Raw genomic sequence first — 22,206 nt, 5'->3', positions numbered from 1 at the left:
GCACTTAACGTATATATTGCTGCACTGCGGCAGCGGGCATGCGCCTTGCAATAACAGTCATCACCATCTCGCGTTTTGACTTTACTCAAGGATAACCACCTATGCGCCGTTCGACTTCCCCCGCCGCCTTTTCTTCCTTTCCCTTTCATCTGACCCCGCTGCGCCGCGCGCTGCGCTCGGCCTTCGCCATCGGCGGCTTGATGCTCGTCCATGGCATGCTCCACGCGGAAACGCCTGGCGCCGATGTTATTGCCGCTGCCGACGCCAACGGCGCCGGCGAGGGTGCCTCCTTGCAATCGGTGACGGTGACGGCGCAAAAGCGCGAAGAATCGGCGCAAAAAGTACCGAGCGCGATCACGGTCCTCGGTGGCAAGGAGCTGCTTGACACGGGCATCGGCCGCTCGGCCAGCGAAATCCTCAATTACGTGCCGAACGCCTCGGCCGGCACGCAGCAGCATGGCCGTCCGCGCTGGTGGATACGCGGCGTGGGCGCGGGCCAGCAGCAGATCGATTTCCCGAACCCCGTCGGCTTTTACCTCGACGATGTCTACATCAGCAATTCCAGCGCCACGGGCTTTCCCCTGTTCGACCTGGACCGGGTGGAAGTGCTGCGCGGCCCGCAAGGCACTTTGTGGGGCAAGAACACGACGGGCGGCGCCATCAATGTGATTTCGCGCAAGCCCTCGTTCAAGTCCAGCGGCTACGCCAAGCTCGATTACGGCAGCTACGACACCACCCTGGCCGAAGGGGCCATCGGCGGCGCCCTGGTCGACGAGGTGCTGGCGGGGCGCTTGTCTTTCCACACGGAGCAGCAGGACAAGGGCCGCTTCCACAACCAGTTTACGGGCGAGCGCGATGGAAAACTCAAGGATAGCGCCATCCGCGGCCAGCTCAAGGCCCTGATCGGGCGCGACCTGACGGCGAACCTGAACCTGCATTATCGCGATTACACCACCAAGGGCGCCACCACCACGGTGGCCAGCTACGGCGCGAATGGCGTGTACCGCAACGGCTACGTCCCCAGCACCAATCCCGACGATGTCAGCACGAATGCGCCGGCCGACAGCGACGTGAAACAGGGCGGCGCCCAGCTGAACCTCGAGTATGCGCTGGGCGAGCTGACCCTGACGTCGATCACGGGCTATGAAAACTTCCGCAACGAAGCGACGGGCGACAGCGACAACACGCCGCTGGAAGTGGGCCGCAGCCGTTCGAAGGCCAGCAGCCGGCAAGTGTCGCAGGAGCTGCGCTTGACGTCGCCGCAAAACGGTGCCGTGAGCTGGGTGGCGGGCCTGTTCTACTTCAATGAAAAGATCGATTCCGATTCGGCCGGCGCGCGCCTGCCCAACGGCAGCGTGCCGGCGCTGGCGGGCAGCACGCAGCCTGTCGGCTACAACCGCACCATCTACCAGCACAAGGCGCGCAGCGCGGCCATCTTCGGCAGCACGACCGTCAACTTCAGCGAGCAGTTGCTGTCCACCTTCGGCTTGCGCTGGACCACGGAAACCAAGGACCTGGACTTGCAGCGCGTGCAGGCCGCATCGAATTCGGTGACGTTTGGTGACGCGGCCAACTGGTGGACCACGGTCCGGGGCGGCAATTACACGGCCGCCTCGGTCGCCAACAACAATTTCACATCGAATCCGTCCACCACGTGGAATGCACTGACCTATGACGTCACGCCCGAATACCGCTTCAGCAGCACCCTGCGCGGCTATTTGAAGTACGCACACGGCATCAAGTCCGGCGGCTACAACACGAGTGCCACGGACGTGCGGGCCCTGAACACGGTCAAGCCGGAAACCCTGAACTCGTTCGAGGCGGGCATCAAGTCCGAATGGCTGGACGGGCGCCTTAATTTCAACGCCAACGTTTTTCACTATGACTACAAGAACGTGCAGGTGAATATCACGGGCGTGTACAACGGTGACCCCACGCAAAGCGTCAATTACCTGCAGAACGTGCGCAAGGCCCACGTGAATGGTGCGGAATTCGAGATCGAGGCGCAGCCGACGGACAACCTGCACATCAATGCCAATCTGGGCCTGCTGCGCACGGAATTCGACGATTTCGCCATCCAGAACAATGGCGGCGACCGCTCCGGCAATGAATTCGTGCGCTCGCCCCACGTGACGGCCTTGCTGGCGGCCGACTACCGCTACCCGCTGGGCAATGGCGCGCAGCTGGTCTTCAGCGGCGATGTGCGCTACACGTCGAAGCAGTACTACTATGTCGACCCGCAAAATGCCGCGCGCGACTTGCTGAACCAGGGCGGCTTCGCGCTGGCCAATGCGCGCCTGTCGTATGTACTCCCGGGCGGCAAGCAGCGCATCACGGCGTATGCGAACAACCTGACCGACAAGGTCTACCGCAACCACACGCTCACCAGCTTCGTGCCCGGTGCCGTCAACGGCGACACGGTGATCATCGGCCAGGGCCGCACGGTGGGCGCGTCGTACACGGTGCAGTTCTGACCGCGCAGGGCAGGGGCGATATGCTATAGTCGCCGGGCGTGGCTGCCGCACCTGTGCGCTGGCCACGCAACGTTCTCAGGGCGGGGTGCGATTCCCCACCGGCGGTAATGGCATGCGTGCCTAGCCCGCGAGCGCTTGCCGGCATGGTCTTTGGACCATGCCGGCAAGGTCAGCAGACCCGGTGTGATTCCGGGGCCGACGGTATAGTCCGGATAAAGAGAGAGCGGGATGGAATCATTGTGTCTGTGCCGGCATACGCCCGGCGCATGGACGGCCTGCGTTTGCCGTCGGTGCGCGGGCGCGCGTGCCTGCATGCGCAGTTGGGCGTGGCTTTCTTGCGCCTGTCATATCCCCTTCGATTTTATGCCCTGTTTTTTTGTCATTCTTGAAAACAGGAGTCTTTTATATGTCACAACCGTCACACGCAATACCAGCCAAACGCATCGCCTTCATCCAGGCGGGCTGGCACCGCGACATCGTCGCGCAATGCCGATTGTCCTTCATCGCCGAAATGGCGACCCTGGGTTTCACGCAGGACGATATCGATGTCATCGACGTCGCCGGCGCCTTTGAAATTCCCCTGCATGCGCAAGTGCTGGCCAGGAGCGGCCAGTACGCGGCAATTGCCGCTTCCGCCCTGGTGGTGGACGGCGGCATCTACCGGCATGATTTTGTGGCCGATGCCGTCATTTCCGGCATGATGCAGGTGCAGCTGGCGACAGGCGTGCCCGTGCTGTCGGCCGTGCTGACCCCGCACCACTTCCATGCGGGCCACGAGCACCAGGATTTCTACTTCCAGCACTTCAAGGTCAAGGGCGTCGAACTGGCCACTGCCTGCGCGGCCACCATCCACTCGCTGCAGCGGCTGGCGCAACCGGCTAGCGCGCCGCACGAGGCCTTGGCCGCCTAGGGCGCCGTTTGCCTTGATGCCGTAGTACCCGGGGCCAGCACATGTTGCCATGTGCTGGCCCCGTTTCTTTATGCGGCTTGCCGCAGCAGCGCGTCGAGGCGCCGCTGCGCTTCCTCCAACGGCCGGCGGTCGATCCAGGCGTCGATATCCACGTCGCGGTCGAGAAAACCGTGCTGCAATTGGAAATCCTTCTGCTGGCGGAACAGGGCCACCTTCTCGTCGGACAGGTCGGGCGCCAGGGTCAAATGAAAACCGTCGCGGTAGGCTTCGGCCACGGCGTCGGCGCCGGCCCGCGTTTCGCCCTGCAGGATGGCCAGCACGTCGGCCTGGTGGCTGCGCGCCCAGTGGGCGGCGCGCAGCGTTTGCGTCAAAAAGCGCACGACCAGCTCGAAATGCTGTTCCAGCATCGTTTCATGCACGGTGATCGGGCGCGGCGTGCCGTTGTTCACGCGGAAGCGCCGGTCGGGCAGGGCGTCGATGTCTATGCCCACTTCCAGCCCGGCCGCGCGGGCCGCTTCGGCCGCCGCCGCGCCTTTCACGTAGACGGCATCGACTTCGCCGCGCAAGAGCGGCGCGATGCCTTGCCACAGGCCCGCGCCCAGATTGGCCTGCGTTGGCGCCTCGCCACCCACTTCCACCAGCCGCACATCGTCCAGCGTCAAGCCGGCCGAGGCCAGCACGCCCTTGTAGCCGGCCAGGCTCATGCCGCGCGCGATGCTGCGCCCGCGCCGGTTCTCGCGCAAGTCTTCCGCGCGGAACACGGGTAGTGCCAGTCGCTTGCCCTGCAGCTGCGCGGGCGTGGTGATGCCGGAACCGGGGCGCACGAGGATGGCTTGCCATTCGTCGATCCAGGTCAGGCCGATCAGGCGCGTGGGCGCCCCTTGCGCGCGCGCGGGCAGGGCCAGCAGGTTGCCCCCTTCGCGCACGAGCGTGGACATGCCATGGTCGTAGTGGTGGCGCGCCAGTTCTCCACCCACTTCCTGCAGGGTTTTCAGGGCGATGCCGTCGCGGGCGAATTCCTCGTCCAGCCAGCCCAGTTTGTAGGCCAGGCCCGTGGCCGTGGGCACGGGGCAGCGCGTGAACCAGACGGTATCGACTTCAGGGGATGGTGCGGTAGTCATGGGATTCCTTCGTGGTGGGTGGAGCCTTGAGCTGTGCAGGAAACGTGCCCGCGCCGCTTGCTGGCTTGGCGACAGCGCCTGCGTCCAGCGCTGCTGCCACGCCAGCAGCCGCTGTTGCACAGGCAGCAGCCATCCAGCATTGATGCGGCCCTGGCGCTGGCACGCGTCTTGCAAAAGTAGAGGCATGACTGATTCGTACCTTAACCTCAAAGAATGGAGCATGACATGACGGACGTGGCACAAGCGCAAGCACAACAAGTACAGGTGCAGGAGTTGACGGCGGCCGAACTGGCCTTCGTGGAACAGGTGCGGCGCGATGCGCAGACGGCCTTCGACGGCTTGCGCGAGACGGGCAGCCTGACGGCCAACGGCACGGTGGGCTTTGTCGAACGCACCCCTGGCGGTGACAAGGTGGTGGTCGTCAACGACCCGGGCCCGTTCCGCCGCGGCCAGCCCCTGAAGGCGGCCGTGCTGGCGCTCGATGGCACGGTGATTGTGGGCGATGCCAACAACGGCGGCGCGCGCTATTTAAAATTGTTCCGCGAACGGCCCGAGGTCACGTCGATCTCGCACGTGCACTCGCCGTCCCTGGGCGCGTGGGCGCAAACGCACCGCACCCTGCCGATCCGCTACGTGCCCGTGCAGCGCTTCCAGCTGATCCGCGAAATTCCCATCTATATCGACCGCCGCCAGCCGGAAGTCGATTTCATCCTCGGTGAAATCGCGCGCAACACGCACGCGACGGCCATCCTGGAAGCGAATGGCGGCGCCACCGTGTGGGGCAAGCAGGGCTTGCTGAAGCTGGCCGAGTTCATCCTGCTGCTGGAAGAGGGCGCCAAGATCCAGATCGCGGCCGAAGCCATCGGCGGCTCGCGCGATTTCGGTCCCGGCGTGTTGCTGCAGCAATGGAAGATGAGCAAGCTGATCGATACGGCGCGCGCTTTGTCTTTGCTGCCTGCCACCGATCTGGTGTAACCCTTTCAAGAATGGGCCCGAGATGTCATTGAAATTCTTACGTTTGACCTGGCGCAAGGTACTCGCCAGCGCGATGGCGGCCAGCCTGCTGGCGCCCGCCATCGCGCTGGCGGCAGAAGCGCTGCCGGCCGCCGTGCGCATCGCCGTCGTGGCCCGCACGGCATCGTCCGGCAAGACCGTGTTTGCAGGTTCGGCCGCCCAGGTGGCCGCGCAGGGCTGGCTGGCGGCCGAACTGGGCAAGCTGGGCGTGAAGCTGGAATGGGTGCCCGTCACCACCAATTCCGTGGCGACGCAAGTCAACGAAGCGTTTGCCAACCACTCGATCGACCTGGCCCAGTACGGCGATTTGCCGTCGATAATCGCCAATGCCTCGGGCTTGCAGACGCGGCTGATACTGCCCGGCGGCAGCGCCAATAACACCTATCTGGTGGTGCCGAATGGTTCCACGGCCCGTTCGATCAAGGATTTGAAGGGCAAGAAGATCGCCTTGCACCGTGGGCGGCCGTGGGAATACCCATTTGCCCGCCTGCTGGAAGCCAATGGCATGAGCTTGCGCGACGTCAAGATCCTCAACCTCAATCCGCAGGCAGGCGCGGCGGCCGTGGCCACGGGCGGCGCCGACGCCTTCTTTACCCTCAGCGACGCCTTCCTGCTGGAAGATAAAAAGGTGGGCAAGATCATCTGGTCCAGCAAGGTGCCGCCGCAGGACTGGAAGATGCGCGCCGAGCTGTGGGCCGACAGCGGCTTCCTGCAACGCTATCCGCAGCTGGCCCAGCTGGTGGTGACGGCGTATGTGCGCGAACACCACCGGGCGGCCGGCGCGGGCGGCGAAGATGACTATGTGCGCAGCGAGGCGGCGGCGGGCCAGGTGGAAAGCGTGGTGCGGCGCGAACTGGCGGGCGACCATACGCCATGGCAGGCGCGCTGGTCGCCGTTGTTTACGCCCAGCTTGCGCCAGCATTACGTGGGCGAGGCGGCGTATGCGAAGAGCGCGGGCCTGATCGCGCGGCCCCTGCAAGTCGACAGTCTGTTCGCGCCCCAGTTCGTCAACCAGGCGCTGGCGCAGCTGAAGCTGCAAACCTACTGGACGCCATGACTTCCCTCGTCAACGCCATCGCCTTGCCGCGCGTCCCTGCTCCAGTGCGTGCGGCGCCTATCCCCTGGCTGCGACGTTTCGTGCGCTCGCGCTGGTCCGTGTGGGCTTCGCCGCTGGCTTTGCTGCTGCTGTGGACGGCGGCCACCACCTTCGAGTGGATGCCCGCACACATCTTGATGTCGCCGTGGCAAGTACTGCTGACGGCGGCAGACCTGGCCGAGAGCGGCGAACTGGGCCAGCACCTGGGTATCAGCCTGTTCCGCCTGCTGGCCGGTTTCGGCCTGGGCGCCAGCGCGGGCCTGGCCTTCGGCGTCGTGCTGGGCCTGTCGCCTGGCTTGCGCAGCTATGTCGACCCCACCTTCAATGTCTTGCGCCAACTGCCCACGGTGGCCCTGATCCCCCTGTTTATCTTGCTGTTCGGCATAGGCGAGAGTTTTAAAGTGTTTATCGTGGCCAAGGCCAGTTTCTTTATCGTGGCGCTGGCCGTGCATGACGCCATCCGCAACCTGTCGCAGCGCTACTTTGAGGTGGCGCACGTGTATTGCTTTTCGCGCTGGCAGCGCATCCGCCTGATCGTCTTGCCCGCCATCGTGCCGGCCGCGCTGACGGGCATGCGCATCGCCCTGTCGCGCTCGTGGATGGTGCTGGTGGGCGCGGAATTGCTGGCCGCCGACAGCGGCCTGGGCCAGATGATGGAAATGGGCCGGCAAATGTTCCGCCTCGACGTGGTGATGGTGGGCGTGGTGCTGACTGGCGTGATCGGCTTCGGCCTGGACCGTGCCTGCCATGCGCTGGAAGCGCGGCTGATGCGCTGGAAGCGTAACGGGGAGTCCATATGAAACAACGTTTGATCCAGATCATCAAGGGCGCGCTGTTGCCGCTGGCCTTGCTGGGCGCCTGGCAATGGGCCTCCGGCCAAGGTGCGGCGGCTGCCTACATCTTCGTCTCGCTGGGTGACCTGGCGCACAGCCTGCGCGACCTGCTCGTCACGGGCGAACTGTGGGTCCATTTGCGCGCCAGCCTGGGCCGCACGTTGGCCGGCTTGCTGCTTGGCGGCAGCGCCGGCATCGTCACGGGTGCGCTGATGGCGCAGTCGCCGCTGGCTGACCGATTGATTGGCCCGCTGTTCCACAGCATCCGGCAAGTTCCCTTGCTGGGCCTGATCCCTTTGCTGGGCCTGTGGGTGGGTAATGGCGATGGCGCCAAGCTGTTGGTGATCGCCATCGCCGCCTTTTATCCTACCGTGCTCAACACGCAGGCGGGCATGCGCCAGGTGGAGGGAAGATTGCGCGAAGTGGGGCAGGTGCTGACCCTGACGCGCACCCAGACCTTGCGCCAGATTTTGCTGCCGGGCGCCATGCCGGCCATCGTCACGGGCGTCACGCATGCGCTGGCCTTCGCCTGGCTGGCTTGCCTGGGCGGCGAACTGCTGTTTGCAGCTGGGCCCGGCATGGGGTCATTGTTGCTGAACGGTGAAGTGTCAGGCCGCATGGATGTCGTCTTGCTGGCCGTGCTCGTGATCGCGCTGCTGGCGCAAGCGATGAACGTGGCGTTTGCGCGGCTGGCACGCCTGCTGGTGAAGGGGCGCAGCAGTGAGTGACTCGATGCCTTTACAAGCGGATGCGGCCGTCAGCGCCCGCGACGGCGAGCTGCGCGCCTTCTTGCTGCGCTTCATCGGCCTGACCTTGCTGTCGGGCGTGACCATCGGCATGAACAAGGTGCTGGCCACCTTGCTGGGTTTACATTTGCACGTGAGCAATTTCCAGCTGGCCGCGATCAGCAGCGCGGAAACCCTGGCCATGGCGCTGGGCACTATTCCGGCCGGCTATATTCTTTCGCGTGGCAACCCGAAGCATCTGTATGCGGGTGTCAGCCTGAGCCTGGCGCTGGCCTTTTGCGTGCTGCCGTGGCTGCCCGGCTGGCAATGGGTGGCCCTGCTGATGTTCCTCGTCGGCCTGTGCATCTCGCTGCGCATCGTTGCCATGAGCACGGTGTTTCTCGTGCGCCTGCCGGAATTGGGGCAGGGCAAGGCGGGCTGGTACAAGGGGACGTTGATACTCGGCATGCAGTTCCTCGGGCCTTTGTGCGGCAATTACCTGATCGCTCAACTGGGGCTGAAGACAGGCTTTTTGATCTCCGCCCTGATGTTCGCCATGTTGGCCGTACTGGGCTGGCAAGTGTTGCCCAGCAATACGGCGCCGCGCAAGCTGGGGGGACATGCTGCCGTACCCGGCGCGGCCAGCCTGCGCGAGCTGCTGCGCCTGCCCGTCGTGCGCAGCACGTATCTGTTCGAAATCCTGGCCAGCTTCACGGCGTCCAGCGTGGGCGTGTTTTCCATCTTGCTGGCCATCCGCGTGCTGCACTGGCCTGCGCATCACTCCGTCTGGCTGATGGCCGTGCAGGGCTTGAGCTGCGTGCTGGTGCTCCTGTTCCTGGGGCGCCTTGTGCTGGCCAGCCCGTACCGCGAGCAACTGTATGGCGGCGCCCACCTGGCCATCATGGCCGCCTTGCTGATCCTGGGCCTGTGGCCCTCCAGCATCGCTTACCTGGGCGCGTCAGTGCTGCTGGGCCTGGGCCTGGGCGTGAATAACCTCGTCAATACGGACAATATCGCCCGCGCGCCCGTCGACAAGGCACGCGTCTCGGCCCATCTGACGCTGTTTGGCATGGTGGGCGGCACGGCTGGCGCGCTGGCGGCGGGCCGCCTGGCCGACCTGACGGGTCTGCGCAATGTGTTCCTGATCTGGCTGGCTCCATGGCTGGCCGCCTGGCTGGCGTTCCACGGCAGCCGCTGGCTGCGCCGGGCGCCGCCAGCCGCCGTTTCTTCCCTCGCCCCCACTGCAGAGAGTACGCCATGAATGATTTCGTTTCCCCTTCGACCTTGCTGCCGCAGCGGCAGCACCTGAGCGGCGGCTTGCAAGTGCAGCACGTGAGCAAGTCGTTTTCGCTGAAAGGCGCGCCGCTGCTGGTGCTCGACGACATTTCTCTGACCATTGCGCCAGGCGAATTCGTCGCCATCGTGGGCGCGTCCGGCTGCGGCAAGTCCACCCTGCTGCGCCTGCTGGCGGGCCTCGATACGGATTACACGGGCTTGCTGCTGCACGACGGCGTGCCGATTCGTGGCACGGATTTGCACCGCGGCCTGGTGTTCCAGGACCACCGCTTGTTTCCGTGGCTGACGGTGCAGCAGAACGTCGCCGTGGCTTTCAGCAATACCCGTGTGCCGCTGGCCGAGCGCACCGCCCGCGTGGCGGCGGAAATTGCGCGCGTGGGCCTCGATGGCTATGCGGATGCGTATCCGCATCAGTTGTCGGGCGGCATGTCGCAGCGGGCGGCGATCGCCCGCGCCCTCGTGGGGCGGCCCGATGTGCTGCTGCTGGACGAACCGCTGGGCGCGCTCGACGCGCTGACCCGCTTGCGCCTGCAGCAGGAACTGCGCCGCCTGTGGCAAGACGAGGGCATCACTATGGTGATGGTCACGCATGACATCGATGAAGCCGTCTACCTGGCCGACCGCATCGTCGTGCTCGATGCGCGCCCGGGCAAGGTGCGCCGCGTGCAGGACGTGCCGCTGGCCCACCCGCGCCAGCGCGGTTCGCCGGGCTTTGTCGCCATCCGTGACGGCTTGCATGCGGATTTCAGCGACCTCGACGAGTCGCAAGCGCCCGTGGCGCAGGATATACATCCCAGCAGCTTATGGGATGGCAATGAATGGGCGCGCAGGATGGCGCTGTAGTTTCCTTTTTGAACGGTCCACCCACCCTGGAGAAAAAAGATGAGTAATGAAAACCAAGCACTCGACACCTTGTGGTACACGCGCTGCCCCGTCCCGACGGGCCTGGGGATAGCTTTGCAGCAAGGCTGGCTGGAAGCGGCCTTGCGCGCCGATGGCACCAGCTTGCGCTCGCTGCGCGAGTCCGACCAGGAAGCCATACGCGAATCGCATTTCGACCATACCCTGCAGAACTCCGTGCGCCACGGCGGCAACATCCCGGCCCTGTGGGCGCGCGCGGCGGGGCGCGAGACGCGCGTGATCGGCCTGTCGTGGTCGGACGAGACGCAGCTGATCCTGACTCTGCCCGGTAGCGGTATCCTGACGGTGCGCGACTTGAAGGGACGGCGCTTCGGCCTGCCATTGTGGGCCAAGGCGCAGATTGACTTTGCGCGCGCGCAATCCTTGCGGGGACTGGAAAATGCGCTGAGCCTGGAAGGGCTGGTTGTTGCCGACGTGGAACTGGTTGATTATGTGATCGCGGCGGGCCAGAGCGAATCGCCGCCGGAGCAGGGCGCGGCAACGAATCTGTTCAGCGGCGCGCGGCGCGGCGGACAGAGTCCGGAGCTGCTGGGACTGCTGCGGGGCGAGGTGGATGCCATTTTCCTGAAAGGCGCTTCGGCCGCTCAGCTGGCGCAGCAGTTCGGCTTGCACACGGTGATCGACACGGGCAACCATCCGGAACCCCTGATCCGCGCCAACAACGGCACGCCGCGCACCTTGAGCGTGGATGCACACCTGCTCGACAACCATTTCAGCTCCGCCGTCACCCTGGTCGAGCAGGTGTTGCGGGCCGAAGCGTGGGCGCGTGGCCATGCGGACGAGACGCGGCGTTTCCTCGCGCGCGAATCGAATGCCAGCGAGCATTGGGTGCAAGTGGCTTACGGCAAGGATGCCCATCTGCGCCTGGACACGGACCTGGCGGAAACGTCGATCGCGGGCTTGCAGGATTTCAGCGACTTTTTGTTCCGCTGGAACTTCCTGCCCAGCAAGGTCGACGTGCGCGCCTGGATCGACCCGCGTCCCTTCGAAGCGGCGCTGGCGCAGACGCGCCGGGCGGCTTGAGCGGGAAGCACGTCAACAGTGGCCATGCATGATGATGAGGAGAATGCGATGCGGCGACGCACGGTGATGGGCGGGCTGGCGCTGCTGCCCCTGGCGGGACAGGCGGTGTCGGCGGTGAAAGTGGGGGCGCCACCGGCGGCCCTGCGTATCGCCTCGACGGGCTTTGCGGAAAATGGCAGGGCGGAACTGGGCGGCATCGCTTACCGGGTGCAGCAGGAAGGCTGGCTGGCGCGCGAGCTCAAGCAGCGCGGCGTGCGTCTGGAATGGCTGCCCGTCACGGGCGACACGGGCGCGACCATGAACGAGGCGTTCGCCAGCGGGCGCATCGACATGGCCGCGTATGGCGACTTGCCTTCCGTCATCCTCAACGCGGGCGGCGTGCGCACGCAGGTGATCGTGCCGGCGGGGCGGGGCACGGACCAGTTCCTGCTGGTGCCCACCAGTTCGCGCGCCACGTCATTGGCCGACTTGAAGGGCAAGCGCATCAGCGTGCACCGGGGCCGGCCATGGGAACTGGGGCTGCGCCAGTTGATCGCCGACCAGCGCATGTCGCCCACGGATTTTCGCCTGATCAATATGGACCTCAAACCGGGCACGGCAGCGCTGGCCACGGGCGCCGTCGACGCCTTGTTCATGATCAATGGCTATCCCTTGGAAGACAAGGGCATTGGCCGCATCATCTGGTCCAGCAAGGGCTTGCCGGAGCGTAAAATGCGCGCGGAACTGTGGGCGCGGCGCGACTTTACGCAAGCCCATCCCGAGATCGCGGAACTGGTGGCCACGGCCTGGCTGCGGGCCCAGCATTGGGCGGCACTGGACGCCAACCGCGAAGCCGTCATCAAGGATGGCACGCGCAATGGCACGCCCGACAGCGTGGTGCGGCGCAGCTACGACGATCCTGGCTTGCAGTGGAAGGAGCGCTGGTCGCCCCTGTACGACGACGCCGTGTACCGGCATTACCGCAGGGTACTGGCGTTTGCGCAGGAACAAAAGCTGATCCGACTACCGTTGACGGCGGAGGAATTGCTGGAGCCGCGTTTCGTGGCGGCCGGCCTGAAAAAGCTGGGCCTGTCCAATTACTGGGAACCGGCCAAGGTGTAGCTCTGGAGCACGGGCGCGTGGTTCAGTGCGGCAGGCATACGCGTCCAGCCACATTGATCACGTCGTCGCCCGCATGCGCGCGCAATTGCAGCAGCATCAGGGCCACGCCCAGCATCAGCGCCGCCGCGCAGAGTTTCTTGTGCATCGTCTTTTCCGTTTTCACTATCTATGAATGTGTGCAGCAATATTATTGCCGAAATTCAGCGTGCGGGCTGAGCTTGTGCTGAGCGTGCTTTACAATTATGCATCGTGCGCATCCGCGCCATCTGAATGTTATGCATAGTATGTGAAGGGAATGACAAGCCTGTGACTTCCAAACCGATCAAGATCGCCGCCACCGTCGTCGTGGCCCTCGCCGCTGGGGCCTGCATTTATACCTATACCCGTCCCGCCGCCACCGCCACGCCGGGCGCTCCCGCCTCGGGCAGCCCGGTCGCCGCGCCGCAGTCCGCCGTCGATACGGCCGCCGTGGCCAGCCAGTTCCGCGACTTGCTGGCCAATTTTCGCAAGATCATCGTGCTGCTGGCCGACGAGCAAAGCTTGCCGGAAGGCGCGCGCGACGAAGCCCGTAAAGTGGGGCAGGCGCTGTTCCATGAAAACCAGGAACGCATCGCCAAGCTCGATCTTGCGCTGGATCAATTGACGGCGCCCACGAATCCCGGCCGCTTCGAAGCGCTCGACAGTCTGCTGACGTATATCGAATCGGACCCCAGCCTGTACGACGCGGACCGCCTGGCTTTCCGCGAATTGTTGCAAAGCATGCTAGCCGACGTGGCCAAGGATTCCTCCTTGCCGGCGATCAAGTTGCACAAGCGCATTTCGGAAGACCTCGATGCGCTGGGCGAGATCGAACGCAATTACGAAAAGGAAATCCGGCAAATTTTCGGCAACCTGGGCCAGCGTTCCATTGAACTCAAGCGCGAGCGCTGGGACGATTACGTGGCGCAGCTGAAAAAGCTCTACAGCCGCGAACAGATTTTGAAGGAAAACGGCATCGTCGTGCCATATGCGGTACCGCCAGCAGGTTCCGTCCCGGAAGCCAAGCCGGCGCCAAAGAAGGATGAGGCGGAAATCTTTGGCCTGGGCTTGCCGAAGAAAACCATCGTGCTGACCTTCGACGACGGCCCGCACCGCCGTTACACGGAAGAAATCAGCGCCATCCTGAAGCAGTATGGCGTACCGGCCGTGTTCTTCAACGTGGGGCGCAACCTGGGTTCGCTCGACGCGGAAGGTCACGCCAAGCTGGGTGCGGGCGCGGAAGTGAGCCGCAAGCTGATGCAAGAGGGTTATGCCGTAGGCAACCACAGTTTCAGCCACGCACAATTGTCGAAGCAGACGGGCGACAAGCTGAAAGGGGAAATCCTCGGCACCGACACCTTGTTGAAAGCCATCAGCCCCGAGCGGGCCGCGCTGTTCCGCTTTCCGTATGGCGCGCGCAATAGCGAAGGCATGGCCGCGCTGGCTGATGCCCATCTGAAATCCGTGATGTGGAATATCGATTCGCTGGACTGGGCCGACCCCGTGCCCAGCTCCATCACGAATCGCGTGCTGGCCTCCGTCGACAAGGCGGGACGCGGCATCGTCCTGTTCCACGACATCCACGAGCGCACGGTGAAAGCCTTGCCGGCCGTGCTAGACAAGCTGATCGCCGAAGGCTATCAATTCGCGGGCTGGGATGGCACCAGCTTCCAGGTGGCAAAAAGCACGGCGCCCGCGCCCGAGAAAGTGCCCGTGACCACGGGTTACGCCAATTCCTGGGCCGTGGTGATCGGCATCGACGATTATGCGAAATGGCCAAAACTGCAATATGCGGTGCGCGATGCGCAAGGCATCCGCGAAACCCTGATCGAGAAATTCGCGTTTGCGCCCGAACGCGTCGTGACCCTGAAGAATGGCGAAGCGACGCGCAACAACATCCTGGCCGCCTTCCACGACAAGCTGGCGCATGGCGGCGTGCAAAAGAATGACCGCATCTTCGTGTTCTTTGCTGGCCACGGCGCCACGCGCAAGCTCAGTTCCGGGCGTGACCTCGGCTATATCGTGCCCGTCGATTCCGACCCGGCACAATTCGCCACAGACGCGATTCCGATGACGGAAATCCAGAATATCGCGGAAAGTCTGACGGCCAAGCATGCATTCTTCGTCATGGATGCCTGCTACAGCGGCCTGGGCCTTACCCGTGGCGCCGGTTCCAGCTCTTTCCTGCGCGACAATGCCAGGCGCATCGGCCGGCAAATGCTGACGGCCGGCGGCGGCGACCAGCTGGTGGCCGACGGCGGGCCGAACGGCCACTCCGTGTTCACGTGGACCCTGCTGCAAGGCCTGGCGGGCAAGGGCGACCTGAACGGCGACGGCTTGATCACGGCGACGGAACTGGCGGCGTATGTGGCGCCGGCCGTCTCCAGCGTGTCGAACCAGACGCCCGCGTTTGGCAGCTTGCCCGGCTCGGAAGGGGGCGATTTCGTCTTTGAATTGCCGGGCGAAACAGAATTCCTCAGCCCGAACACGACGCAGCTGTCGACGGAAGCCATCGCCCTGAACAGCAAGCTCGATGCCAAGCCGCAAGCGGCCAGCGTCACGGTGAAGGATTTGCAGGGCGGGGAACAGAAGATCGTCACGCCGGGCGCCGTGCCGACCTCCACGCGCCAGTTGGCGCAGCGGGCCAACGACCGTGGCTTGCAGCTGTACAAGGAGAAGCAGTATGCGGCGGCGGAAGCGCAATTTACGGAAGCGCTGAAATTGCGTCCCGACTTTGCGCTGGCGGCCAACAACCTGGGCTTTGTCTTCTACAAGCAGGAAAAATACCGCGAAGCGGCGCGCTGGTTTGAAAACACGGTCAGGATGGACCCGTCGCGCGCCATCGCCTATTTGAACCTGGGCGACGCGTATGCCAAGGCTGGCGATGCGGCCAAGGCCAAGGCCGCGTACAAAACCTATCTGGAATTGGCGCCTACGGCGTCGACGGCGCCGGCCGTGCGGCAAAAGATGGAGAAGCTGTAAGCGTGTCCGACAGCGTGCCCATCGTCCACGTATTTGTCTGCAGCGGCCGCTTCGCCAGCCGGGAAGCGCTGCAAGCCTATCTGGCGCCCACGTACACGGAAGATGGCGATGAAGTACCGTCGCCATTCTTCCTGGAAACGGGTCTCACGTGTTACGAGCCAGCCTGTTTTGAAAGCGCCATGCTGGCGTCGCCCGCGCCGCTGGCGCAGTTGCTCGACGGCGTGTCGTATGGCGACAGCTGGCTGGCGCAGGCCTGCGCGGACGCGGCGGCGCAGGGCGTGCTGGCCGATACTTGCGTGTGCGTGTTTGCGCCAAATCAACTGGCGCACCCGCAGCGCAGTTCGCTGTATTACGTGGGCAGCTATGCCTACGCCGGTGGCTGAGCGCCATCCCCCCGTCCCTCGTGCAATAGCTTGTTGATTGCCGCCAGCAGGCTGGTGCCCGAGGTGGTGATGAAACGGGCGCCGGCCGCCTCCGCTTCCGTGCCGTAGCTGGCGACCGTATCCTTGCTGCAATACACGATGATGGGCAGCTCCGGCTGCACTTGCCCCACCTCGCGTACCGTGCGCACGCCCGCATCCTTGATGCGGCGGCCGTTTTCCACCCTGGCCATGTCCGTGATGAACAGCGCATAGTGCTTCTGTTGCAGCATGGCCAGCGCCTGCCTGGTCGACACGGCCTGGTCGACCTTGATGTTTTCCCGTTCCAGCTGCTCCACCAGCAAGGTATTGTTGCGCGGATGGTCGTCCAGCCAGAGCACCAGGCTGGACGGCTTTTGCGCCGTCGGCACGCCGGCCAGGGCCGTGACGGCGGCGCCGCCATCGGGCGGATGGGCCAGCAACAGCTGCGTGATGGCTTCCTGCATGTCGTCGAGCGACTTTTGCTGCAAACGGCTGAGCTCCGTCACTTCGATTTCCTTGCCGCTTTCCAGGCGCACGGATTCATTTTTGACGAGGCTGTCAGCGCGCTTGATCATGATGGACAGGTAAATGCGCGTGAGCAGGTAGCCGATCAGGAAACCATGCACGGAAAAGAACAGCATGATGCCGCCCACCACCGCCATGGCCGTGGGCGCGTCCGTGGCCAGGCTGGGCGCGATGAAGGCGGCCATGTTGCGCGCGCTGCCGGGCAGGCTTTTGAGCTCGATCAAACCCACGCCCACGATGATTTTCGTCAGCCAGTCCGACACTTCCACCAGGTTGGAATTGATTTCCATGGGCGTGGGTGTGCCCAAAAACAGGGTATTGCTGGCTACCGTATCGGCCCCCGCAGCTGGTGGCTCGTCCGTGGGGCGGCCCTTGCCATTGGCCCGCTCGTCGGCCGGCGCGGCGTTGACGGTGCCCGATGGCAGGCTGCGCGGGATGCCGAACAAAAAGCCCAGCAGCATGCCGCTGACGCAAAAGCCCAGGCTCCACAGCATGGCAGGCACGGCGTGGTAGTACGGCGGCAGCAGGGCGCCTGCCAGCACGGCCAGCAGACCCGCCAGCAAGATGAACAGCAGGATATACGGCAGCACGTCGCGCTTGCGCACGGCCGCCGTGGCGGTTTTGCTCGCCTTGCCGGTGCTGTCGCTCAGGTCCACGCTCGCTCCTTGAAAATTTCTGAATCCAGGCAGCCGGCCTGCCGCGTATATATCCCACAGGAGCCTGTACTGACATCATAAAAAGAGGAGACGCCATGCCATTGATAAAACGCAAACAGCTGGCAGCTTGTGCGCTGGCGCTGCTGTCCGTGGCGCCCAGGGCGGGGGCCACGCCGCAGGCCGCACCGTCCACCGATGAGTCGCGCACCGTGCGCGTGACGGGTCACTACGACAATGCCGTCGGCACCTCGGACGCGGCCAGCCAGGGCGTCATCAACAGCGAATTGATCGTCAACCGGCCCGCCTTGCGCACGGGCGAGTTGCTGGAATTCGTGCCGGGGCTGATCGTCACCCAGCACAGCGGCGACGGCAAGGCCAACCAGTATTTCTTGCGCGGCTTTAACCTCGACCACGGCACGGATTTCGCCACTTATGTCGACGGCATGCCCGTGAATATGCGCACGCATGCGCACGGGCAAGGCTATTCCGACCTTAATTTCCTCATTCCCGAACTGGTGCAGCGCATCGACTACAGGAAGGGGCCGTATTTCGCCAGCGAAGGCGATTTTTCCTCGGCAGGGGCAGCCCGCATCCGCCTGGCTGACAGATTGCCGCAAGGGCAGGCCAGCGTGTCCGTCGGCCAGCATGGCTATCTGCGTGGCGTCGTGGCCGATTCGGCCGCTGCGGGGCAGGGCACCCTGCTGTATGGCCTGGAAGTGAACCGTAACAACGGTCCCTGGGACGTGCCGGAAAACGTCCGTAAATACAGCGGCGTGCTGCGCTACAGCCAGGGCACGGCAGACAATGGATTCAGCGTGACGGCCATGGCCTACAAGAACAGTTGGAACGCCACCGACCAGGTACCGCTGCGCGCCGTGGAATCCGGCCAGATCGGCCGTTTTGGTTCGCTGGCACCCAGCGACGGCGGAGATACGTCGCGCACCAGCCTGTCCTACGCCTTGCGCCAGCGCACGCAAAACCGCTTGTTCGAGTTTGACGCGTACCTGATCCGCTCGCAGCTGGAACTCAACAGCGATTTCACGTATTTCCTGGCCAATCCGGGGCAGGGCGACCAGTTCCAGCAAAGCGAGCGGCGCACGGTGGCGGGCGTGAACGCCAGCGAAAGCTGGACCACGCAGCTGTTCGGTCTTCCCCTGCGCAACAAGCTCGGCGTGCAGGCACGTGTCGACCGGCTGTCGCCCGTGGGCCTGTACAGCACGCTGGCGCGGGTGCGGCAAGCCACCGTGCGCGAAGACCGAGTGCGCGAGGCCAGCATCGGCGTGTATGGTGAAAATACCGTGCAATGGCTGCCCTGGCTGCGTTCGGTGGCGGGCTTGCGCTATGACGCCTACCGTTTCAAGGTCGATAGCAGCGTGGAGGGCAACAGCGGCGCGGCCCAGGACCATGTGGTGTCGCCGAAGCTGTCATTGATCCTCGGTCCGTGGAGTCAGACGGAGTTTTTCGTGAACTACGGCAAGGGTTTCCATAGCAACGATGCGCGGGGTACGACGCAGACGCGCTTGCCCGATGGCACGTCATCGGCTCCCGTCACGCCCCTGGTGCCGACCAGGGGCATGGAACTGGGCGCGCGCACGCAATGGCTGCCGGGCCTGCAAAGCTCGCTGGCCCTGTGGCGCCTCGACGTCGCGTCCGAACTGCTGTTCGTGGGCGACGCGGGCGAAACACAGCCCAGCCGCGCCAGCCGCCGCCATGGCATCGAGTGGAACAACCATTATGTTGCCGCACCCTGGCTGCAATTCGACCTGGACCTGGCCGCTTCGCGCTCGCGCTATACGCAAAATGATCCGGCCGGCAACTTCATTCCCGGCTCAATTGACAAGGTGGCCTCGTTTGGCGTTACGGTGACGGACCGGGGGCCGTGGTCGGGTGCCTTGCAGCTGCGCTATTTCGGTCCCCGTCCCTTGATCGAGGACAATAGCGTGCGCTCCGCCTCGACGACCCTGGCGTATGCGCGTCTCGCGTATCAGCTCAACCGCAAGACGCGCATCGCGCTCGACGTGTTCAACCTGTTCAACAGGCGCGCCAGCGACATCGATTATTACTATGCGTCGCGCCTGCCCGGCGAGGCGGCGGACGGCGTGAACGACCGGCATTTCCATCCGGTGGAGCCCCGTTCCGCACGCCTGAGCTTGTCATATGCGTTCTGATAACGGTAAACTGGGGCATGACAGATGACCTAGTAAGTACCAGTAAATTTCTTTCCCTCATACTGCGCCACGCGCCAGAAAAAATCGGCCTCGCGCTCGATCCCCAGGGCTGGGCCGACATCGGCCAGCTGCTGACGCAATCGGCCAGCCATGGCCGTCCTATTTCCCGTGAACACTTGGATGACGTGGTGGCGCGCGACAGCAAGACGCGCTATGCCATCAGCGACGACGGCCTGCGCATCCGCGCCAACCAGGGGCATTCCTTGGCCGCCGTCGATATCGCTCTGCCGGCCGCCACGCCGCCGGCCATGCTGTTCCACGGCACGGCCAGCCGCTTCGTGGAAGCGATCCGCGTTGCCGGCCTGCTGTCGGGATCGCGCAACCATGTGCACCTGTCTGCCAACCACGCAACGGCCGTGGCCGTCGGGGAGCGCCATGGCAAGCCCGTCGTGCTGACGGTGGATGCGGCTGCCATGCAGGCGCAGGGCCACGTGTTTTATGTGTCCGACAATGGCGTGTGGCTGACGCAGGCCGTGCCGGCAGGATTTATCGGCTTTCCTTGAATCGGCATGCGCTCATGCGCTGATGAGCTTGATGTCGGCTATCCGTTCGACCAGCCACACGCACGCCACCACGGCAATCGCCACCGATCCCACGGTCAGCACTTGCCGGTACAGCCAGGTCTTGCGCAGCAGCCAGGCGACGGGTAAAAAGGCGGCGACGATGGCCAACTGGCCGATTTCAACGCCGAGGTTGAAGCCCAGCAAGCTGGCCAGCAAGGAACCCTGCGGCAAGCCCAGGTCGCGCAGCACGCTGGCAAAGCCGAAACCGTGGATCAGGCCGAATACGAAGGCGGCCACAGGGCGCTTGCCGCGGAACAGGGGCAGCAGGTTGTTCAGCGCGGCCAGGATCACGGACGCGGCGATGGCCGATTCCACCCAGCGCGAGGGCAGGGACACCACGGACAGGCTGGCCAGGCTCAGGGTGAGGGAATGGGCGAGCGTGAACGCGGTGACGACTTTCAGCACGTCGACAAACGCCGCCTTCAAGCCGTGCTGCTGCTCGCGCAAGCCGGGCAGCAGCACGGCCGGCAGCAGCAAAGACAGCAAAAACAAAATATGGTCGTAGCCGATCCAGATATGCCAGATGCCGTGTTTCACGTAGGCGCCGAATTGCGCCAGGCGGTCCGGCGCGGCCAGCGAAATCGTCTGGCGGGGGCTGTCCGGGTCGAAGATGGCTGTTTGCGTCGTGCCGCCGCTATTGATTTTTACTAGGCCCTTGTGCTGCGGGTCGAGGTCGGCGAACAGGGTGTAGCCGATGGTCATACTGGCAGGCGCAGCGCCGCCGGGACAGTCGGCGCGAAAGCGCAGCACGCTGTAGGCGCCGTCCGTGTGGTGGTCGATCAACTGCTCGACGGCTGTCAACGGGCACGCGCCCTGGTCGCTGGTCACTTGCAGGCGCTGCAGCGCGTAGGCGGCAATCGCCGCGTGGCGCGCGCGGATTTCATCCCAGGTCAGGGCGCCGTCGCCATTGCCATCGAGGCCGATGGCGAAATCGAGGTCGCGCAGGGCGATATCCCATTGTCCTTCGATCTGCCGGTCGTGCACCGCCAGGCTCAGATAACTGTCGCTGGGCTTGTGGGCTTGCGCAGGAGCCAGCCAGGCGCACAGCAGCAGGATGAAAAGGCAGCGCTTCATAGTACCCCCGCTTTTTTGACAAAACTGACTTTCTGCCCATCCTGCGGCCCCAGCTGCCTGACGAGCCGCTGCAGGGCCGTGTCTTCCACGCCGTTGGCCTCGATCCAGGCCAGCACGGGTTGCGCGGCCTCGTCATTGCGCGCGGCCAGGGCCGCTTCCAGCAAGATGCGCATGTCGGGAACTTCCTTCTGGATGGCCCAGTTCTGCTGCGCCAGTTGCAGGGCTGCGGGCGCATCCTGTTGCAAGAACAGGGTGAAACGCGCTTGTTCGCGCTGGTGTACGGTGTCTCCCCGTTGCATGGCGGCGTTGAAGCGGGCCGCCAGTTCCGCTTTGGCCGCCAGGAATGCCGTTTGCTTGCCGGGCAGCGCTTGCAGGGCCAGCGCGTAACGCAGCAGCAGGGCGTCGATGCGCTGCTGGTCTTTCAATAACTTGACGACGTCCTGCGGGCGTTGCCGGTCGAGCAGGAAATCCCCGTAGGCGCCCAGCAGATAGCTGTCGCGCGGCTGCTGCGCCAGCGCTTGCTGGTAGCGCGCCTCGGCCAGCGCCAACTCTCCGCGCCGCGTGGCCATTTCCGCCAGCAGGGTCAGGGCCCAGCTATCGAGTTCGGGCGCCGTGCCGGCGCTGCGCCGCAGGGTCAGGTCCAGCAAACGCTCGCTGCTGGCGGCGCGGCCCGTGACGCTGGCGATATTGGCAAGGCAGGTGACGGTGACCAGTTGTGTGGTCAAGGCCGACAGGCGCGCGCAGGCCGCTGTCGCTTGGGTGTAGTCGCCCTGCACGGTGAGGACGGTGGCGCGCGTCAGCCAGGCCTGGGCGTGTTGCGGCTGCTGCGCGATGACGGCGTCGAGGTCTTGCAGGGCGGGGCCGAACTGGTGGGTGCTTTGCAGGATGGTGGCACGCAGCAAACGCACGGGCAAGGGCGGCGCCGTTTGCCGCCACCAGGGCGCCAGCGCCGCTTGCGCGTAGCCCAGGTAGCGCGGGTCCGTTTCGCTGCGCGCCAGGGCGATGTAGCGCTGCGCCAGGCCGGTGGCCATGGCCAGGTCGTCCGGCGTGGCGTTGAGTTGCTGGCGCAGGCCGCGCAAGGCGAGCTGCGTGGCGTCGGCACGGCGCGGCAGCTGTTCGATGACGGCGCTGCCGTCTTTCGGCGTGTAGGGCGCGGCACATGCCAGCAGGGGCAGGCAGGCGCACAGCAGGGGGAGCGGTGTTTTCATCATGGATGCCATCAACAGTCATTGATACGGGCGCCCG

General features: G+C 64.7%; 19 protein-coding genes and 1 riboswitch. Of the genes, 14 read left to right on the top strand and 5 right to left on the bottom strand.

Annotated features, from left to right (window positions below; all coding sequences use genetic code 11):
- Window positions 1-101 precede the first annotated feature (101 nt).
- Together CNX70_RS16830 and CNX70_RS16825 are read left to right on the top strand one after the other, a co-directional pair.
- Window positions 102-2,474: a TonB-dependent receptor gene (locus CNX70_RS16830; RefSeq protein ID WP_096235646.1), complete on the top strand. Its 2,373-nt coding sequence runs from the start codon at window positions 102-104 to the stop codon at window positions 2,472-2,474.
- Window positions 2,475-2,541: 67 nt separating this feature from the next.
- Window positions 2,542-2,703: riboswitch (FMN riboswitch) on the top strand.
- Between the two features lie 177 nt (window positions 2,704-2,880).
- A complete protein-coding gene (locus CNX70_RS16825) occupies window positions 2,881-3,384 on the top strand; it encodes a 6,7-dimethyl-8-ribityllumazine synthase (RefSeq protein ID WP_096235645.1) in 504 nt (167 codons plus the stop codon).
- 68 nt (window positions 3,385-3,452) lie between these two features.
- On the opposite strand, the gene CNX70_RS16820 is transcribed toward CNX70_RS16825, so the two are convergent.
- A complete protein-coding gene (locus CNX70_RS16820) occupies window positions 3,453-4,505 on the bottom strand; it encodes an ABC transporter substrate-binding protein (protein ID WP_096235644.1) in 1,053 nt (350 codons plus the stop codon).
- Window positions 4,506-4,730: 225 nt separating this feature from the next.
- Here CNX70_RS16820 and CNX70_RS16815 point away from each other — a divergent pair, with 225 nt between their 5' ends.
- The 8 genes from CNX70_RS16815 to CNX70_RS16780 are packed head-to-tail and all read left to right on the top strand — an operon-like array spanning window position 4,731 to window position 12,514.
- Window positions 4,731-5,480 carry a class II aldolase/adducin family protein gene (locus CNX70_RS16815; RefSeq protein WP_071077139.1) on the top strand — a complete coding sequence of 250 codons (750 nt, stop codon included), beginning with the start codon at window positions 4,731-4,733 and terminating at the stop codon, window positions 5,478-5,480.
- 22 nt (window positions 5,481-5,502) lie between these two features.
- Window positions 5,503-6,576 carry an ABC transporter substrate-binding protein gene (locus CNX70_RS16810; RefSeq protein ID WP_096235643.1) on the top strand — a complete coding sequence of 358 codons (1,074 nt, stop codon included), beginning with the start codon at window positions 5,503-5,505 and terminating at the stop codon, window positions 6,574-6,576.
- The gene (locus CNX70_RS16805) at window positions 6,573-7,415 is read left to right on the top strand and encodes an ABC transporter permease (protein WP_096235642.1); all 843 of its coding nucleotides are present in this window, start codon (window positions 6,573-6,575) and stop codon (window positions 7,413-7,415) included. Before CNX70_RS16810 ends, CNX70_RS16805 begins: the two co-directional genes overlap by 4 nt.
- Window positions 7,412-8,176 carry an ABC transporter permease gene (locus CNX70_RS16800; protein WP_096235641.1) on the top strand — a complete coding sequence of 255 codons (765 nt, stop codon included), beginning with the start codon at window positions 7,412-7,414 and terminating at the stop codon, window positions 8,174-8,176. Before CNX70_RS16805 ends, CNX70_RS16800 begins: the two co-directional genes overlap by 4 nt.
- Before the next feature lie 4 nt (window positions 8,177-8,180).
- The gene (locus CNX70_RS16795) at window positions 8,181-9,434 is read left to right on the top strand and encodes an MFS transporter (RefSeq protein ID WP_096235640.1); all 1,254 of its coding nucleotides are present in this window, start codon (window positions 8,181-8,183) and stop codon (window positions 9,432-9,434) included.
- Complete coding sequence (locus CNX70_RS16790) at window positions 9,431-10,312, top strand: ABC transporter ATP-binding protein (protein WP_096235639.1); 882 nt, start codon at window positions 9,431-9,433, stop codon at window positions 10,310-10,312. The genes CNX70_RS16795 and CNX70_RS16790 overlap by 4 nt, the downstream gene beginning before the upstream one ends.
- A 39-nt stretch (window positions 10,313-10,351) precedes the next feature.
- Window positions 10,352-11,413 carry an ABC transporter substrate-binding protein gene (locus CNX70_RS16785; protein WP_096235638.1) on the top strand — a complete coding sequence of 354 codons (1,062 nt, stop codon included), beginning with the start codon at window positions 10,352-10,354 and terminating at the stop codon, window positions 11,411-11,413.
- Between the two features lie 48 nt (window positions 11,414-11,461).
- Entirely contained in the window at window positions 11,462-12,514 is a 1,053-nt protein-coding gene (locus CNX70_RS16780) for an ABC transporter substrate-binding protein (protein ID WP_157751072.1), read from the top strand.
- Between the two features lie 22 nt (window positions 12,515-12,536).
- Here CNX70_RS16780 and CNX70_RS29135 read toward each other — a convergent pair whose 3' ends face one another.
- Window positions 12,537-12,659 carry a hypothetical protein gene (locus tag CNX70_RS29135; protein WP_255206395.1) on the bottom strand — a complete coding sequence of 41 codons (123 nt, stop codon included), beginning with the start codon at window positions 12,657-12,659 and terminating at the stop codon, window positions 12,537-12,539.
- Window positions 12,660-12,820: 161 nt separating this feature from the next.
- On the opposite strand from CNX70_RS29135, the gene CNX70_RS16775 reads away from it, so the two are divergent.
- Window positions 12,821-15,514: a polysaccharide deacetylase family protein gene (locus CNX70_RS16775; protein WP_096235636.1), complete on the top strand. Its 2,694-nt coding sequence runs from the start codon at window positions 12,821-12,823 to the stop codon at window positions 15,512-15,514.
- A gap of 2 nt (window positions 15,515-15,516) precedes the next feature.
- Window positions 15,517-15,897 carry an immunity 22 family protein gene (locus CNX70_RS16770; protein WP_157751070.1) on the top strand — a complete coding sequence of 127 codons (381 nt, stop codon included), beginning with the start codon at window positions 15,517-15,519 and terminating at the stop codon, window positions 15,895-15,897.
- Here the strand turns inward: CNX70_RS16770 and CNX70_RS16765 are convergent.
- Entirely contained in the window at window positions 15,882-17,096 is a 1,215-nt protein-coding gene (locus CNX70_RS16765; RefSeq protein WP_096235634.1) for a response regulator, read from the bottom strand. The two genes, CNX70_RS16770 and CNX70_RS16765, sit on opposite strands and share 16 nt — an antisense overlap.
- Window positions 17,097-17,191: 95 nt before the next feature.
- Between CNX70_RS16765 and CNX70_RS16760 the strand changes: the two genes are divergently transcribed.
- On the top strand, window positions 17,192-19,264 hold the full coding sequence (locus CNX70_RS16760) for a TonB-dependent receptor (RefSeq protein ID WP_096235633.1): 2,073 nt from the start codon (window positions 17,192-17,194) through the stop codon (window positions 19,262-19,264).
- Window positions 19,265-19,281: 17 nt separating this feature from the next.
- Complete coding sequence (locus CNX70_RS16755; protein WP_096235632.1) at window positions 19,282-19,827, top strand: RNA 2'-phosphotransferase; 546 nt, start codon at window positions 19,282-19,284, stop codon at window positions 19,825-19,827.
- Between the two features lie 12 nt (window positions 19,828-19,839).
- Here the strand turns inward: CNX70_RS16755 and CNX70_RS16750 are convergent, their stop codons facing one another.
- Window positions 19,840-20,961 carry a HupE/UreJ family protein gene (locus CNX70_RS16750; RefSeq protein ID WP_096235631.1) on the bottom strand — a complete coding sequence of 374 codons (1,122 nt, stop codon included), beginning with the start codon at window positions 20,959-20,961 and terminating at the stop codon, window positions 19,840-19,842.
- Window positions 20,958-22,169 (bottom strand): tetratricopeptide repeat protein, encoded by a 1,212-nt coding sequence (locus CNX70_RS16745; protein ID WP_244198833.1) that lies wholly within the window; start codon window positions 22,167-22,169, stop codon window positions 20,958-20,960. Before CNX70_RS16745 ends, CNX70_RS16750 begins: the two co-directional genes overlap by 4 nt.
- Window positions 22,170-22,206: the final 37 nt, after the last annotated feature.

It is taken from the genome of Janthinobacterium svalbardense (genome assembly GCF_002327145.1).
GTDB lineage: Bacteria > Pseudomonadota > Gammaproteobacteria > Burkholderiales > Burkholderiaceae_D > Janthinobacterium > Janthinobacterium tructae.
The sequence above is the reverse complement of the archived record's forward strand: the minus strand, read 5'-3'. Positions and strand labels throughout refer to the sequence as shown.

Bases quoted from the DNA above. Each gene is read 5' to 3' on its own strand.
- CNX70_RS16810 (WP_096235643.1), top strand. From the start codon at position 5,503: ATGTCATTGAAATTCTTACGTTTGACCTGGCGCAAGGTACTCGCCAGC.
- CNX70_RS16780 (WP_157751072.1), top strand. From the start codon at position 11,462: ATGCGGCGACGCACGGTGATGGGCGGGCTGGCGCTGCTGCCCCTGGCG.
- CNX70_RS16820 (WP_096235644.1), bottom strand. From the start codon at position 4,505: ATGACTACCGCACCATCCCCTGAAGTCGATACCGTCTGGTTCACGCGC.
- CNX70_RS16785 (WP_096235638.1), top strand. From the start codon at position 10,352: ATGAGTAATGAAAACCAAGCACTCGACACCTTGTGGTACACGCGCTGC.
- CNX70_RS16760 (WP_096235633.1), top strand. From the start codon at position 17,192: ATGCCATTGATAAAACGCAAACAGCTGGCAGCTTGTGCGCTGGCGCTG.
- CNX70_RS16755 (WP_096235632.1), top strand. From the start codon at position 19,282: ATGACAGATGACCTAGTAAGTACCAGTAAATTTCTTTCCCTCATACTG.
- CNX70_RS29135 (WP_255206395.1), bottom strand. From the start codon at position 12,659: ATGCACAAGAAACTCTGCGCGGCGGCGCTGATGCTGGGCGTGGCCCTG.
- CNX70_RS16750 (WP_096235631.1), bottom strand. From the start codon at position 20,961: ATGAAGCGCTGCCTTTTCATCCTGCTGCTGTGCGCCTGGCTGGCTCCT.
- CNX70_RS16795 (WP_096235640.1), top strand. From the start codon at position 8,181: ATGCCTTTACAAGCGGATGCGGCCGTCAGCGCCCGCGACGGCGAGCTG.
- CNX70_RS16745 (WP_244198833.1), bottom strand. From the start codon at position 22,169: ATGAAAACACCGCTCCCCCTGCTGTGCGCCTGCCTGCCCCTGCTGGCA.
- CNX70_RS16815 (WP_071077139.1), top strand. From the start codon at position 4,731: ATGACGGACGTGGCACAAGCGCAAGCACAACAAGTACAGGTGCAGGAG.
- CNX70_RS16825 (WP_096235645.1), top strand. From the start codon at position 2,881: ATGTCACAACCGTCACACGCAATACCAGCCAAACGCATCGCCTTCATC.
- CNX70_RS16790 (WP_096235639.1), top strand. From the start codon at position 9,431: ATGAATGATTTCGTTTCCCCTTCGACCTTGCTGCCGCAGCGGCAGCAC.
- CNX70_RS16830 (WP_096235646.1), top strand. From the start codon at position 102: ATGCGCCGTTCGACTTCCCCCGCCGCCTTTTCTTCCTTTCCCTTTCAT.
- CNX70_RS16805 (WP_096235642.1), top strand. From the start codon at position 6,573: ATGACTTCCCTCGTCAACGCCATCGCCTTGCCGCGCGTCCCTGCTCCA.
- CNX70_RS16800 (WP_096235641.1), top strand. From the start codon at position 7,412: ATGAAACAACGTTTGATCCAGATCATCAAGGGCGCGCTGTTGCCGCTG.